This is a genomic window from Streptomyces solincola (assembly GCF_002982015.1).
Classification (GTDB): domain Bacteria; phylum Actinomycetota; class Actinomycetes; order Streptomycetales; family Streptomycetaceae; genus Streptomyces; species Streptomyces solincola.
The window spans coordinates 1-13,670 of sequence record NZ_PVLV01000054.1; the positions used below are offsets into that span (position 1 = coordinate 1).

11 protein-coding genes are annotated in these 13,670 nt (G+C 73.6%); 5 read left to right on the forward strand and 6 right to left on the reverse strand.

The features are described 5' to 3' along the window. The 3 genes from C6N75_RS04115 to C6N75_RS04125 form a co-directional block, all read left to right on the forward strand. A partial coding sequence (locus C6N75_RS04115) for a S1C family serine protease (protein WP_105867470.1) occupies nucleotides 1-1,403 on the forward strand: 1,403 nt, incomplete at its 5' end. Nucleotides 1,404-1,646: 243 nt separating this feature from the next. Beyond that, complete coding sequence (locus C6N75_RS04120; RefSeq protein WP_105867461.1) at nucleotides 1,647-2,087, forward strand: sec-independent translocase; 441 nt, start codon at nucleotides 1,647-1,649, stop codon at nucleotides 2,085-2,087. 153 nt (nucleotides 2,088-2,240) lie between these two features. Further along, entirely contained in the window at nucleotides 2,241-2,927 is a 687-nt protein-coding gene (locus C6N75_RS04125; RefSeq protein WP_105867462.1) for a hypothetical protein, read from the forward strand. Between the two features lie 64 nt (nucleotides 2,928-2,991). On the opposite strand, the gene C6N75_RS04130 is transcribed toward C6N75_RS04125, so the two are convergent. From C6N75_RS04130 to C6N75_RS04140, 3 genes are read right to left on the reverse strand one after another with little or no spacing between them, the layout of a single operon-like run. Next, nucleotides 2,992-4,125, reverse strand: coding sequence for an Mrp/NBP35 family ATP-binding protein (locus C6N75_RS04130; protein ID WP_105867463.1), 1,134 nt, complete (start codon nucleotides 4,123-4,125; stop codon nucleotides 2,992-2,994). 42 nt (nucleotides 4,126-4,167) lie between these two features. Beyond that, on the reverse strand, nucleotides 4,168-4,773 hold the full coding sequence (locus tag C6N75_RS04135; protein WP_105867464.1) for a DUF1003 domain-containing protein: 606 nt from the start codon (nucleotides 4,771-4,773) through the stop codon (nucleotides 4,168-4,170). Beyond that, a complete protein-coding gene (locus C6N75_RS04140; protein WP_181160333.1) occupies nucleotides 4,763-6,115 on the reverse strand; it encodes a magnesium transporter MgtE N-terminal domain-containing protein in 1,353 nt (450 codons plus the stop codon). Before C6N75_RS04140 ends, C6N75_RS04135 begins: the two co-directional genes overlap by 11 nt. 273 nt (nucleotides 6,116-6,388) lie before the next feature. Here C6N75_RS04140 and C6N75_RS04145 point away from each other — a divergent pair, with 273 nt between their 5' ends. Beyond that, entirely contained in the window at nucleotides 6,389-7,165 is a 777-nt protein-coding gene (locus tag C6N75_RS04145; protein ID WP_105867465.1) for a hypothetical protein, read from the forward strand. Nucleotides 7,166-7,173: 8 nt separating this feature from the next. Here the strand turns inward: C6N75_RS04145 and C6N75_RS04150 are convergent, their stop codons facing one another. Further along, nucleotides 7,174-7,707, reverse strand: coding sequence for a hypothetical protein (locus C6N75_RS04150; protein WP_105867466.1), 534 nt, complete (start codon nucleotides 7,705-7,707; stop codon nucleotides 7,174-7,176). 39 nt (nucleotides 7,708-7,746) lie between these two features. Then, nucleotides 7,747-8,874, reverse strand: a complete 1,128-nt coding sequence (locus C6N75_RS04155) for a magnesium and cobalt transport protein CorA (RefSeq protein WP_105867467.1) — start codon at nucleotides 8,872-8,874, stop codon at nucleotides 7,747-7,749. A gap of 760 nt (nucleotides 8,875-9,634) precedes the next feature. Here C6N75_RS04155 and C6N75_RS04160 point away from each other — a divergent pair. Then, nucleotides 9,635-10,252: a suppressor of fused domain protein gene (locus tag C6N75_RS04160; protein ID WP_105867468.1), complete on the forward strand. Its 618-nt coding sequence runs from the start codon at nucleotides 9,635-9,637 to the stop codon at nucleotides 10,250-10,252. A gap of 7 nt (nucleotides 10,253-10,259) precedes the next feature. On the opposite strand, the gene C6N75_RS04165 is transcribed toward C6N75_RS04160, so the two are convergent. Continuing rightward, on the reverse strand, nucleotides 10,260-13,562 hold the full coding sequence (locus tag C6N75_RS04165) for an NACHT domain-containing protein (protein ID WP_105867469.1): 3,303 nt from the start codon (nucleotides 13,560-13,562) through the stop codon (nucleotides 10,260-10,262). Nucleotides 13,563-13,670: the final 108 nt, after the last annotated feature.

Consider the following 13,670-nt stretch of genomic DNA (forward strand, 5'->3'; position numbering starts at 1 on the left):
CGCCCGCACCCTCCGTGCAGCGCCCGGCGGCCGCCCCCGCCGCGGCCCCCGCACCCGTACCGGCTCCGGCTCCCGGGTACGCACCCGCGCCGGCGCCGCCCCACCCCGTACCGCGGCAGCCGGAGCACGGGCCCGTCCCGCGGCCCGCCGTCCCGCCCGGTTCGGTGCCGCAGCGGTCGGCCGCGCCCTGGGTGCGCTACGACCCGTGGGGCGCCCCGGGCGCGGCGGCGCGGGAGCCGCTCACGCACCCGGGCGGCCCCGGGGCACCGGGCGGCCCCGGCGCACCGGGCGGCCCCCGGCGGCGGCGGGTGGCGTGGATCGCCGCGGCGGTGGCGCTCGCCGCGCTCACCGGGGTGGTCGGCGGCGCGGTCGGCGCGTACCTGGAGCGCACCGGCGGGATCACCGCCGTCGAGCTGCCACAGGCGGCCCCCGGGGACACCGGCCGCGCGCCGGACAGCGTCGCCGGCATCGCGGCCGGCGCGCTGCCCGGCGTCGTCACCATCCACGTCAGCGGCGACGGCGATCAGGGCACCGGCACCGGCTTCGTCCTCGACCGGCGCGGCCACATCCTGACCAACCACCATGTGGTCGACCCCTCCGGCAGCTCCGGGCAGATCACCGTCACCTTCAGCGGCGGCGAGAGCGCCACCGCCGAGTTGGTCGGCAAGGACGCCGGCTACGACCTGGCCGTGATCCGGGTGAAGGGCGTGTCCGGGCTGAAGCCGCTGCCGCTGGGCAACAGCGACGACGTCCGGGTCGGCGACCCGGTGGTCGCCATCGGCGCCCCCTTCGACCTCCAGAACACCGTGACCTCCGGGATCATCAGCGCCAAGGGCCGGCCGATCACCGCGGGCGGCGAGGAGGAGGACGGCAGCGACGTCTCCTATGTGGACGCGCTTCAGACCGACGCCCCGATCAACCCGGGCAACTCCGGCGGCCCGCTGGTCGACTCCGGCGGCCGGGTCATCGGCATCAACAGCGCCATCCGGGCCGCCGACGGCGGCCCGGGGACCGAGCGCAGCCCGGCCGGGTCGATAGGTCTCGGCTTCGCCATCCCCGTCAACCAGGGCCGGCGGGTCGCCGAGGAGCTGATCAACACCGGCAAGGCCACCCACCCGGTGATCGGCGTCAGCCTGGACATGAAGTTCACCGGTGACGGCGCGCGGGTCGGCGAGAAGGGCCAGGACGGCGCGGCGTCGGTGGTGCCCGGCGGCCCCGCCGCCAAGGCCGGCGTCCGCCCGGGAGACGTGATCACCCAGGTGGACGGCGAGCGGGTGCACAGCGGCGAGGAGCTGATCGTCAAGATCCGCGCCCACCGTCCCGGCGACAGGCTGCGCCTCACCGTGGAGCGGAACGGCCGTGAGGAGACCCGGACCCTGACCCTGGGCTCCGCCACCGACTGACCCCCGGCGCCGACTGACCCCCGGCGCCGGCTGACCCCCGGCGCCGGCTGACCCCCGGCGCCGGCTGACCCCGGGCCGCCGACTGACCTCGGGAGTCCGGACCCCCGGAGTCCCGGGCCCTGGGACCCCGGGCCCCTCGGCCGGTACCGCCGCGGCGGCCCGGGCAGGTACCGTGGACCGGGCCGGCGTGCCCCGGAACCGGACCGGGGCGGCCCCGGCGGACCTTCGTGGAGGAGCGGCACGGTGTTCAACGACATAGGCGCGCTGGAGCTGGTGGTGCTCGTGGTCCTCGCCGTGCTCATCTTCGGCCCGGACAAGCTGCCCAAGGTCATCCAGGACGTCGCCGGATTCGTCCGCAAGGTGCGCAACTTCTCGGAGAACGCCAAGCACGACATCCGCAGCGAGCTGGGCCCCGAGTTCAAGGACTTCGAGTTCGAGGACCTCAACCCCAAGGCGTTCATCCGCAAGCAGCTCTCCGAGAACGAGGACCTCAAGGACGTCCGCAGCAGCTTCGACCTGCGCAAGGAGATCGGCGACGTCGCCGACGCGGTCAACGGCCTCCCCGCCTCCGAGCCGTCCGTCCCGGCCGCCGTCAACGGCAGCTCCGGCGCTCCCGACCTGCGCAAGCGCACCGACCCGCCGGCCGGCGGCGACCGCCCGCCGTTCGACTCCGACGCCACCTAGGGCCCGCCGCGGGCGCGGCCCGGGACAGGCCCGCAGCCCGGCCTTCCGGTATCCGCCCGCCCCGGGTGGCTATCCTCTCCATCTGTCCGGTTGCGAGTCCCCCCGTGGGACGGTCCGCGCCGGACTCCACGGAACGAGGAGGCGGCCGGGCAGATGGAGACGACGAGTCGGGTGGGGACCGCGGGCCCCGCGCCCGGACCCACCCCCAGCCCCGAACCAGCCGCGTCCGCCGGGGTCGAGGCCGCCCGCCGGCAGGTGGCCGACGGCTTCGTGCGGGCCGCCTTCCCCTGGTACGGCCTGGACGCGGCGTTCACCGGCCCGCGCTGGCTGATGCAGGTCGGCGTCTCCGCCGACGGCACGGTGCAGCACGGCACCACCGGCCACGGCGAGGAGCCGGCGATAAGGCCGGACGGTTCGGGACCGGACGACGAGCGGTTCGCCGCCGTGGTCACCGTCGCCGCCAGCCCGGTGCGCCGCACCGGCGACGGCACCGGCGTGCTGGACGCCACCAGCGTCTCCTCGGCCGCCTGGCTGGCCGGCTCGGGCCTGCTGGCCTACACCTGGCCGCCGCAGCTCGACCACGCGCTGCGCGACGACTGGCTGGAGCAGCAGACCGAGGCCGCGTTCGCCCTGGCCGACGACCTCGGCGGCCCAGAGTGGACCACCCTGACGCTGCCGGTCGACGGGGTCCCGGTGCCCTTCCACTACCGCGAGTCGGAGTTCGGCTGGGTGCTGGCCGGCACCACCGCCGGCGGCGCGCACCTCGGCGCGTACGGCCGGGGCATGAGCGCCTACGGCCTGGGCTTCGCCGTGGTCGAGGACCTCGCCGCGTACACCTGAGCCGGCAGGGCGAGCGAAAGGGGGCGGTCCCGTCGCACGGGACCGCCCCTTCGCCGTGACCGGGTCAGAACTTGTTGCGCGGGGTGATGCCCAGCGACATGCCGGACAGGCCGCGCTGGCGGCCGCCGAGCTTGCCCGCGATGGAGCGCAGCGCCGCGCCGGCCGGGGAGTCCGGGTCGGACAGCACCACCGGGCGGCCCTCGTCGCCGCCCTCGCGCAGCCGTACGTCGATGGGGATCTGCCCCAGCACCGGCACGGTCGCGCCGGTGGTGCGGGTCAGCCCGTCGGCGACCACCTGGCCGCCGCCGGTGCCGAAGACGTCCACCATCTCGTCGCAGTGCGGGCAGGGCAGGCCCGACATGTTCTCCACCACGCCGACGATCTTCTGGTGCGTCTGCACCGCGATCGAGCCGGCCCGCTCGGCGACCTCGGCGGCCGCCTGCTGCGGGGTGGTGACGACCAGGATCTCGGCGTTCGGCACGAGCTGGGCGACCGAGATGGCGATGTCGCCGGTGCCCGGCGGCAGGTCCAGCAGCAGCACGTCCAGGTCGCCCCAGTACACGTCCGCCAGGAACTGCTGGAGCGCCCGGTGCAGCATCGGGCCGCGCCACACCACGGGCGCGTTGCCCGGGGTGAACATGCCGATGGAGATCACCTTCACGCCGTTCGCCGACGGCGGCATGATCATGTTCTCGACCTGGGTGGGCCGGCCGTCCGCGCCCAGCATCCGCGGCACGCTGTGGCCGTAGATGTCGGCGTCCACCACGCCGACCTTCAGCCCGTCGGCGGCCATCGCCGCCGCGAGGTTGACCGTCACGGACGACTTGCCGACGCCGCCCTTGCCGGACGCCACCGCGTACACCCGGGTCAGCGAGCCGGGCTTGGCGAACGGCACCTCCCGCTCGGCGGTGGTGCCGCGCAGCGCCGCCGCCAGCTCCTTGCGCTGCTCGTCGCTCATCACGTCGAGCTCGACCGCCACCGTGGTGACGCCCTCGACGCGGGAGACCGCCTCGGTCACCCGCGCGGTGATGGTATCGCGCATCGGGCAGCCGGAGACCGTCAGGTAGACCGCGACCGCGACCGCCCCGTCCGCGCCGATCTCCACCGACTTGACCATGCCCAGCTCGGTGATAGGCCGGTTGATCTCAGGGTCGTTCACCGTCGCCAGCGCTTCGCGCACCGCGTCTTCCGTAGCCATGGGCAAATGGTACGGCGCTGCGGCCCTCCGCCGGAAAGCCCGTCAGCGGTCGCCTTCGTCACTCGCCCGGGAACGACCCGACGGGAATACCCCGCGCCGCTCGTCGGCGGCGCGATCGAGATCCTTGAGGTCCTTGTACTCCTTGAGGTCCTCCAGTTCGCGCAGGTCGCGCACCAGGTCCTCCAGCTCGGAGCGGATCCAGTCCCGGGTGGCCACCTCGCCCAGACCCATCCGCAGCGCGGCGATCTCCCGGGTCAGGTACTCGGTGTCGGCGATCGAGCGCTCGTTCTGCTTGCGGTCCTGCTCCAGGTTGACCCGGTCCCGGTCGTCCTGGCGGTTCTGCGCCAGCAGGATCAGCGGCGCCGCGTAGGACGCCTGGAGGGACAGCATCAGGGTGAGGAAGATGAACGGGTAGTTGTCGAACCGCAGGTGCGCGGGCGCGGAGACGTTCCACACCACCCACAGGATGATCACCACCGTCATCCAGACGATGAACCGCCCGGTGCCCAGGAAGCGGGCGATCCGCTCCGACAGCCGCCCGAACGCCTCCGGGTCGTACGTCGGCAGCAGCCGGGGCCGCCGCTCGCGCGGCTGGTCCAGCCGGATCCGCGGCCCGGGCCGCTCCTGCGGGGTGCGCTCAGCGGCCACGGGCCACCTCCGGTGACGGGGCTGATCCGGCGGGGTCCGGCCGGCCTCCCGCGGACGGCAGACCGGGGCCGAAGCCCGGCCCGTCCTCCTCCTGGGCGTGGAACTCCGTCTCCCGCCAGTCGTCCGGCAGCAGGTGGTCCAGCACGTCGTCCACGGTGACCGCGCCCAGCAGCGAGCCGCTGTCGTCCACCACCGGGGCGGCGACCAGGTTGTACGCGGCCAGGTGCGAGGTCACCACCGGCAGCGGGGTGTCCGGGGCCAGCGGCCCCAGGTCGGTGTCGACGATCGCCGACACCAGGGTGAACGGCGGGTCGCGCAGCAGCCGCTGGAAGTGCACCGTGCCCAGGTACTTGCCGGTCGGCGTCTCCTCCGGCGGCCGGCACACGTACACCTGCGCCGCCAGCGCGGGGGAGAGGTCCTGGCGGCGCACCCGGGCCAGCGCGTCGGCCACCGTGGCGTCGGGGCGCAGCACGATCGGCTCGGTGGTCATCAGACCGCCCGCGGTGCGCTCCTCGTACGACAGCAGCCGCCGCACGTCGGCGGCGTCGTCCGGGCGCATCAGGGTGAGCAGCCGCTCCTTGTCGTCCTCGGGCAGCTCGGAGAGCAGGTCGGCCGCGTCGTCCGGGTCCATCGCCTCCAGCACGTCGGCGGCCCGCTCCTCCTTCAGCTTGCCGAGGATCTCGATCTGGTCGTCCTCCGGCAGCTCCTCCAGCACGTCGGCCAGCCGGTCGTCGTCCAGCGCGGCGGCCACCTCGGCGCGCCGCTTGGGGGAGAGGTGGTGCAGCACGTTGGCCAGGTCGGCCGGGCGCATCCGCTCGAAGGTGGCGACCAGGTTCTCCGCGCCCTGGCCCTCCTCCTCCAGGGTGAAGCCGGTCACCGCGGACCACTCCACGGTCAGCGTCTCGCCCCGGCGGCGCAGCGCCCCGCCGCCGCCCCGGCGCACGAAGACCTTGTCGATCTCCCAGTCGCGGCGGGCCGGCAACTGCTGGATGGCCACGTCCAGCACGGTGACCTCGGCGTCGTCCTCGACCAGCTTCACCCGGCGGTCCAGCAGCTCGCCCAGCACCAGCCGCTCGGTCGGCCGCTGCTCGAAGCGGCGCACGTTGAGCACCCCGGTGGTGATGACCTGGCCGGACTCCACGCCGGTCACCCGGGTCATCGGCAGGAAGATCCGCCGCCGGCCGATCACCTCGACCACCAGGCCCAGCAGCCGCGGCGGCCGGCGGCCCACCCGCAGCATCGCGACCAGGTCGCGCACCCGGCCCACCTGGTCGCCGTTGGGATCAAACACCGGTACGCCGGCCAGGTGCGACACGAAGATCCGAGGAGCGCCCGCGGCCATGCTCCGCGCCTCCCTCCGTGTCGGGCGCGTCCTTCGCCGGGAGTACCGACGCACGCCGTTGAAACCCACAGGTCCGTGCGGTTCAGGCTAGCCCTTGGGGCTGCGGGCCGCCCAGGCGGGGCGTCCGTACGGCCCCCGGCGGCGCGCCGCCGCGGCACCGGTACGCTGCGGTCTGCCGCCCCTCGTGGCAGCCCCCGCGCGGGGCCGTGCCCTGGTGGCGGCGCCCGGCCGGGCCTCCCCGCGTGCCCGGTGTCCGTGACGAGAGGCAGAGTGTTGACGACCCTCCCCCCGGTTCCGCGCGCCCGCCGGGCCGCGCTGCCCGTGGCGCTGTGCGCCGGGCTCGCGGCGGTCCTCACCGCCTGCGCGGAGGAGCCGCCGCCGGACCCGGACGCCGGCACCAACGGGGTGGGCCGGCTGACCGCCGGGCAGATCGAGACCAAGGCCCGCACCGCGGTGGGCGGCGCGCGGGCGGTCCGGCTGGCCGGCAGCCTGGTCAGCAAGGGCGGCACCTACAAGCTGGACATGCGGCTCAAGGAGGCCGGCGCGGCCGGGTCGGTGGCCACCGCCAACACCACCCTGGAACTGCTGCGGGTCGGCGACGTGATGTACCTGAAGGCGGACGCCGACTTCTGGACGCACGGCGAGGACGGGACCGGCAGCCCCTCGCAGACCGACCGGGAGGCGGCCGAGAAGCTCGGCGGCAAGTACGTGAAGGTGCCCGAGGACGACCCCTCGTACAAGCAGCTCCGCGGCTTCACCGAGATGAACACCCTGCTGGGCGGATTGCTGGAGCTCCACGGCGACCTGCACAAGGGCGACCGGGACAGCATCGGCGGCGTGCGCACCATCAAGGTCGCCGGCGGAGCGGGCGGCGAGGGCGGCACCCTGGACGTCTCCCTGGAGGGCAAGCCGTACCCGCTCAAGCTGGTGCGCGGCGGCAAGGCCGGGGTGGTCACGCTCTCCGACTGGAACACCGACTTCCCGCTGGAGGAGCCGGGCGAGGACGAGTCCGTCGACTACGGCCGCCAGCTCCCGCGCACCACGGGCTGACCGCGTACCTACGGCCTCCTCCGCTTGCGGAACAGCAGCCGGGGCAGGGCCGGCGGGACCGGCCGGCGGGTGGTGGCCGGGGACGGCAGCGGTACGGCGGCCCGCGAGCCGTCCGGCGGCGCGGCGGAGACGGCACGCGGGGCCAGCCGCAGCACCCGGCACTCGCGCGCCCACCGCTCGGTCATCGTCTCGGCGTCCGGGGCGTTGAGCCGCTTCCCCTTCAGCTCGCCCACCGCCGCCTGCCAGCCCTCAGAGCCGGGCGGCTGCTCGCTCACCTCGGCCGTCCAGCCGACGATCCGGCCGCCCGTGTCCTTGCTGCGCACCGTGACCTCGGCGGTCGAGCCGTCCGCCAGTCCGGGCAGCGGCTGCTCGCCGGGCCCGTCGCCGACCACGTACGCCGCACCCTCGTGCCAGACGTGCCACAGCGCCCGCGCGGGACCCGAGCCGCGCACCCAGATCAGCCCGGACTTCCTGGTGGCCTCCTCGGCCAGGGCCCGGTCGAGCAGCTCGGGCGAGGGGGTGGGCGTCGGCGTGTCCGTCATGCCCGGCAGCCTATCCCCGGGCCCTTCCCGCCCGTCGGCTCACAGCCAGCCGTTGCGCTTGAGCGTGCGGTGGATGGCCAGGCAGACGCCGATGATCCCGACCAGCACCATCGGATAGCCGTAGCGCCAGTGCAGCTCCGGCATGTGGTCGAAGTTCATCCCGTACACGCCGCAGACCGCCGTCGGCACGGCGACGATCGCCGCCCAGGAGGTGATCTTGCGCATGTCCTCGTTCTGCGCGACGGTCGCCTGCGCCAGGTTGGCCTGGAGGATGGAGTTCAGCAGCTCGTCGAAGCCGACGACCTGCTCCTGCACCCGGGCCAGGTGGTCGGCCACGTCCCGGAAGTACTTCTGGATGTCGGGGTCCACCAGCCGCATCGGCCGCTCGCTGAGCAACTGCATGGGCCGCAGCAGCGGGGTGACGGCCCGCTTGAACTCCAGCATCTCGCGCTTCATCTGGTAGATGCGCCCGGTGTCCGCGCCGCGGGTGCTGCCCTTGGCGGGCGGCGAGAAGACGTCGATCTCGATCTGGTCGATGTCGGTCTGCACGGCGTCGGCGACCGCGATGTAACCGTCCACCACATGGTCGGCGATGGCGTGCAGCACGGCGGACGGGCCCTTGGCCAGCAGCTCCGGCTCGCCCTCCATCCGGTGGCGCAGGCTGCGCAGCGAGCCCTGCCCGCCGTGCCGGACGGTGATCACGAAGTCCTGGCCGGTGAAGCACATCACCTCGCCGGTCTCCACGACCTCGCTGGTCGCGGTCAGCTCGGCGTGCTCCACGTAGTGGATGGTCTTGAAGACGGTGAACAGCGTGTCGTCGTACCGCTCCAGCTTGGGCCGCTGGTGGGCGTGCACGGCGTCCTCGACGGCCAGCGGGTGCAGCCCGAACTCGGCCGCGATCCCGGCGAACTCCTTCTCCGTCGGCTCGTGCAGCCCGATCCACACGAATCCGCCGTCGTCGCGCACCCGGCGCATCGCCTCGCGGGGGGTCAGGCACTTCTCCCCGGGCTGCCGCCGCCCGTCGCGGTAGGCGGCGCAGTCCACGACCGCAGTGGAGGCCGAGGGGTCGCGGGTGGCGTCGTAGGAGTTGTACCCGTTGTACGGGCCCTGGCCGCTCCGGCGCAGGGAGGGGCGCACGACTGCGCGCAGGTCGCGGATCATCGACATGGCGGGCTCCTTCACGAAAGGGGCCGTCGGCGGGGCGTGGCACAGCCCGGAACGAGGGCGTCCGATCCCTGACCACCGGTCACGACGGGCAGATCACTGACGTCCGCAAAGCGGGCGGCACCGCGGGTCTCGCATGACGGCGTTCGCTACAGACGTTCGCTACAGCAGGCATCTGCTGCGACTGGCGAAAACCGGTCCGGCGGGTGTGCGGGGCCGGTGTGCTGCTCTTCCGTCGTGCGCGCCTCGCACGGTGTACGCGGCGGGGTGCCGCGTGAGCGCGAGACCCGGGACGCGTGCGCCTCGTACGCCGTCAGCCGTACAGCTCTGTACGGGGCGGGTCACGTGGTGCGCGGGCCCGGAAGCCCGGACCCGGCGGGGTCAGGACTCGTCTTCCCCGAGCGGGGCGGGGAATTCCCCGGTCCGCGGCCCCCCCCGGTCCGCGATTCCCGTCCGCGGCTCCCCGATCCCTCGGCGGGACCGGATCTGGGATCAGGGGCTACGGAGCAGGGTCTGCGGACCAGAGTCTGCGGGGCTGGGTCAGCGAAAGCGGACCCGGGCGGAAGAGCCGCTGGTACTGCACGATCGACTTCGACCCATCGCAGCCCCACCTCCTCCGGCCGGTCCCCCGTGAGGGACGTCTTCACTCGTCGGGACCGGAGGGCGTGCCCGGCATGCCGTCCCGACCAGACCGCCAGGGTAGCAGCCGATCAAGGCCCAATCCCGTTGCCTGCCCGTTCCTTACGCGTTCTATGCTCGCCGCATGGCAGAAGTTCTGGAGTTGGTCGAGGCCAGACTGCGCGAAGCCCTCGGCGAGCCGGACGCCCGCGCCTCGGTGACCTTCCTGGGAACCGACCGCGTCGAAGTCCTGCGCTTCCCGGCGGTGGACACCGACGCGGACGGCGGCGGCAGCGGCGGCGCGCTGGTGCGCTACGCCACCCTCGGCATGTCCGCCCAACCCATGACCGACCCGACCGCCGCGCTCGCCGACCCGGTCCGCGGCCCGCGCGCCGAACTGCTCCTCACCCTGCGCGCCGGCCGCGCCGACACCGACCAGGTGCTCCGCCCCCTGGCTGTCCTCGCCGCCTCCCCCCAGGTCGAGGGCGTCGTGGTCGCCCCCGGCGCGTCCCTGGACACCGGCGAGCCGCTGTGGCCGTCCGCCCCCTTCACCTCCGTCCTGGTCGGCGAACCGGGGGCTCTGGTGGCCGACCTGGCCTTGGCCGACCCCATGGACCCCGTCCACTTCCTGCCCCTCCTCCCGATGACCCCGAACGAGGCCGCGTGGAAGCGCGTGCACGGTGCGTCGGCGCTGGAGGAGCGCTGGCTGACCGGGGGCACGGACCTGAGGGACCCGGTGCGGGGCGCGGTCCGGCTGGACTGAGCGCGGATCACTCCGGCTTGAGCGCGTCATGCAGGCCGCGCGCCCACTCGCGCAGGTCGTCGTCGCCGTCGTGGGCGGCGCGGTCGGCGAGCAGGGCGAGGGTCGCGGAGTCGTCGGGGGCGTGGCGGACGGCCGCGAGGAGGGCGGTGCGGCGGACGGTGGGGTGGGGGTCGTGGGCGGCCCGGTCGGTGAGCAGGGTGTCGCAGTCCGGGTACCCGATGAGGGCCTCGACCGCTGCGGTGCGCACGGCCTCGGACGCGTCTTCGCGGGCCAGCCGGACCAACAGGCGTGCTGTGGGGGCGTCGATGACGTCCAGTGCGGCCACAGCCGCCGCCCGGACCTCGGGAGCGGTGTGTCGGGCGGCATGGTCGATGAGGAGTGCCCTTCCTCCGTCCGCGTAGGTGTCCCAGCCCGGGTCCGCCATCCACATCGAGAGCATATGGATGGCCCGGGCCAGGGCTCCGGGCTCGGACTCTTGGCGGATGCGTTCGATGACGAACGGACATTGGTCGAAGTCGCCGCCGGAGGCGAAGTAGAGATCGCCCAGGGCCGAGCTCCGCACCTCGGCTGCCGGGTCGTGCACCGCGCGGTTCCGGAAGAACTCGACGGCCGCGGGGCGATCCATCAGCAAGTAGGGCCCGGAGAGTGCTTCAAGGGCGGCGACGCGGACCTCCGGCTCCTGGTCCGCAACGGCGCGCTCGCGCACGAACTCCGCGATCCGCGCATTGGTCCACCGGGAGTTCGGCTCATCCCACAAGGCGATGGCGCAGCGAGCCAAATCATGCAGGGCCGCACGCCGGACCTCGACGGACTCGCTGTGCCGAGCGAAGATCGCGATCTGGTCGACCGCCTCCACATCGTGGTCCTTCAGCAGGGCCAGGGCGGCCAGTCGTGTCTCGTCTGAGCCCTCCTGCGTCCGAGACCGCAGGAACGTGAGCGCCGCGGTTTGGTCGGGGCCCGTCACGCTGGTGGACACCAGCACATGCAGCGCCGCCTGGCGGACTGCCGCGGACTCGTCGTCTTCGGCCCGGCCGCGCAGCAGGGGAAGGGTTTCTGGTGGCAGGGGGACCGCGGGCAAGCGCACGGCCAGCAACTCCAAGACGAAGGAGCGCATCTCCGGGACCGGGTCGTCTTGTGCCAGGCGTAGCGCAAGAGCTTGGAACCGGTCGCGCGACTGACTGCCGGCCCGGGCGAGTAGCGAGGTCATGGCCCGACGGCGGGTGTCGAGGGAGTTCGCGTTCCCTGCCAGGTCGATGAGTGACGCCTCCGCATGGCCCTCGTCGTCGTTGCACAGTGCCACCGCTACGCTGGCTGCCATCGCGCCGAGGCCGTACTTTTCGTCGAACCTGTGCTGTGCTTCCTGGTGCCAGTCGAGGAAGAGCCGCCGTCCGGCCCAGTGCGGGCCGAGGGACCGCAACGCCGGGCCTGTGCGGACCAGGAGGCCGTTGGCGGCGTACCAGTGAGCGCCACAGCTTCTGTGTACCTCCATCGTCTTGATGAGCAGGGTCACCAGACGAATCGCCTGCTGCTGCACCAATCCCGGCTTGCGCACCTCCGCCAGACACTCGGCGGCGAAGAGGGTCTCGGCGAAACTGCTGTCATTGCCGGCCACCGCCCGCGCCCCGAAGGGCCGCGCCGTCAGGACCCGGTCGATCGCGCGGCCCGCGAACCGCTCATCCAGCAGCCCGGTGAGCAGCAGCAGGATCTCGTGCCAGGCCGGGTCCTGCCAGTGGGCTTCGTACGCCTCGTACAACTCCTCCTCACTCAGGCTGCGTTCGCTCTGGAAGCGGTGGGCGAGGTCCGTCGCCGTCAGGTACTCCAGGAACGTGCGGTGCACAAAGCCGTACACCTCGCCGCCGAACCGGCTCAGGATGAAGTTGCGGTACCGGAACTGGTCCACCATGATCCGCGCGGCCGTCGCCGCCCGGTCGGGCGGGAGCGCGTACCGGTCGCTCAGGTACCCCTCGAAGGCGGCGATCAGGTCCAAGCCCGCGATGTGGTTGCCGGCGATCCCCGCCTCGCCCTCCTGCATCCGCCTGGCCACCAGCCGCAGCAGCTCCAGCTTGTCCTCCGTGCCGAGGTACGGCAGATGCTCCTCGACCCGGCTGTCCTTGAGGAACTTGTCCAGGTCCCAGTGCTCGACCAGGACCGCCACCGCGTGCTCGTACACCGTCTTGCGGTCGCGCGGCAGTTCGCGGCGACGGCCGATGATGGCCAGGATGGTGAGGATCAGCGGGTTGCCCGCCAGGGAGCGCACGGAGGCGGAGCCGTCGACCGCCGTCAGCACCCGCTGTTCCAGCTTCCGGGCGTTCGCGTGGTCGTCCGGGCAGGCCAGGGTGAACCACCGCCGGGTGAACGCCCCGATCTGCTCCCGGTCCAGGTCCTGGAGCAGGAAGTCGGCGAAGCCCGCGCCGTCCAGCACCGCCCGCTGGTAGCCGACGCGGCGAGAGGTGACGACGATCCGGGTCGCCGGGTACTTCGCGGCGAACCCGGCGATACGGCGGGCGACCGCGTCCCGTATCCCCTTCTCGAACAGCTCGTCCAGGCCGTCGAAGACCACCAGCACCTGGCGCGGTCCGGTCCCGGCCAGGCAGTCGGCCAGCATGCGGGGCGGCAGGCCCAGCCCTTCGTCCTCGTGGAGGTGGCCGAGGAAGTCCTCGAAGGAGCGGTCCCGCCAGGCCGCTTCCGCGTAGATCCGCAGCTCCACCACGAGCGGCAGCCGGCCGTGCAGCGCCTCCAGGCCCGCCACCGGCCCGCCCTCCGCCGTGAGCGCCAGCGCCAGGTAGCGGGCCAGGGTCGACTTGCCCGCGCCCGGGTCGCCCAGCACCACGATCCGGTCGTGCTCCGGGTCGGCCACGACCTCCAGCACGGGGCGGGCCGGACGCTGCTCGTACGCCTGGCGGACGCGATCGACCGCCTCACGGTCGATCCCCGGCGGCAGCGCCAGTGCGTCCGCCGCCGCGCCCGCGTCCGCCAGCCGCTGGAGCAGTTCGCGCGGCAGCTCGACGGGCGGCGGATCCGCTCGTACCGACTGCGGTACGAAGACCTCCCGCAGCTCCACCACCGGGTGCTCGCCCTGCTCGTTGAGCGGTGTCAGGACTTCCAGGTCCAGCCGCCCGTACCGCTCGCGCAGGCGCTTGGCGTAGGCGGTGTACGCGGCCTGGTATTCGTCGTCGGTCGGGTCCGGGGGCCGCTGTTCGGGCAGGACCACCGTCCCGATGTCGCTGAACTGGTAGAGATCACGCCCGACCCGCGCATGGGACGCGTCCTGCCCCGCGGGCTTCCGCCACCACCGGCTGAAGAAGCCCATCACGGCGCTCCCGCCCCCGTCCCCGAACCGTCCTCGCCGATGCGGGCCGAACCGCCCACGCCGTCCACCTGGTTGATGGAACCGCCGGCCCGCGCGCCCCGGGCGGAC

Coding starts and splice junctions, on each gene's coding strand:
- C6N75_RS04125 (WP_105867462.1), top strand. CDS start 2,241: ATGGAGACGACGAGTCGGGTGGGGACCGCGGGCCCCGCGCCCGGACCC.
- C6N75_RS04130 (WP_105867463.1), bottom strand. CDS start 4,125: ATGGCTACGGAAGACGCGGTGCGCGAAGCGCTGGCGACGGTGAACGAC.
- C6N75_RS04140 (WP_181160333.1), bottom strand. CDS start 6,115: ATGGCCGCGGGCGCTCCTCGGATCTTCGTGTCGCACCTGGCCGGCGTA.
- C6N75_RS04150 (WP_105867466.1), bottom strand. CDS start 7,707: ATGACGGACACGCCGACGCCCACCCCCTCGCCCGAGCTGCTCGACCGG.
- C6N75_RS04155 (WP_105867467.1), bottom strand. CDS start 8,874: ATGTCGATGATCCGCGACCTGCGCGCAGTCGTGCGCCCCTCCCTGCGC.
- C6N75_RS04160 (WP_105867468.1), top strand. CDS start 9,635: ATGGCAGAAGTTCTGGAGTTGGTCGAGGCCAGACTGCGCGAAGCCCTC.
- C6N75_RS04165 (WP_105867469.1), bottom strand. CDS start 13,562: ATGGGCTTCTTCAGCCGGTGGTGGCGGAAGCCCGCGGGGCAGGACGCG.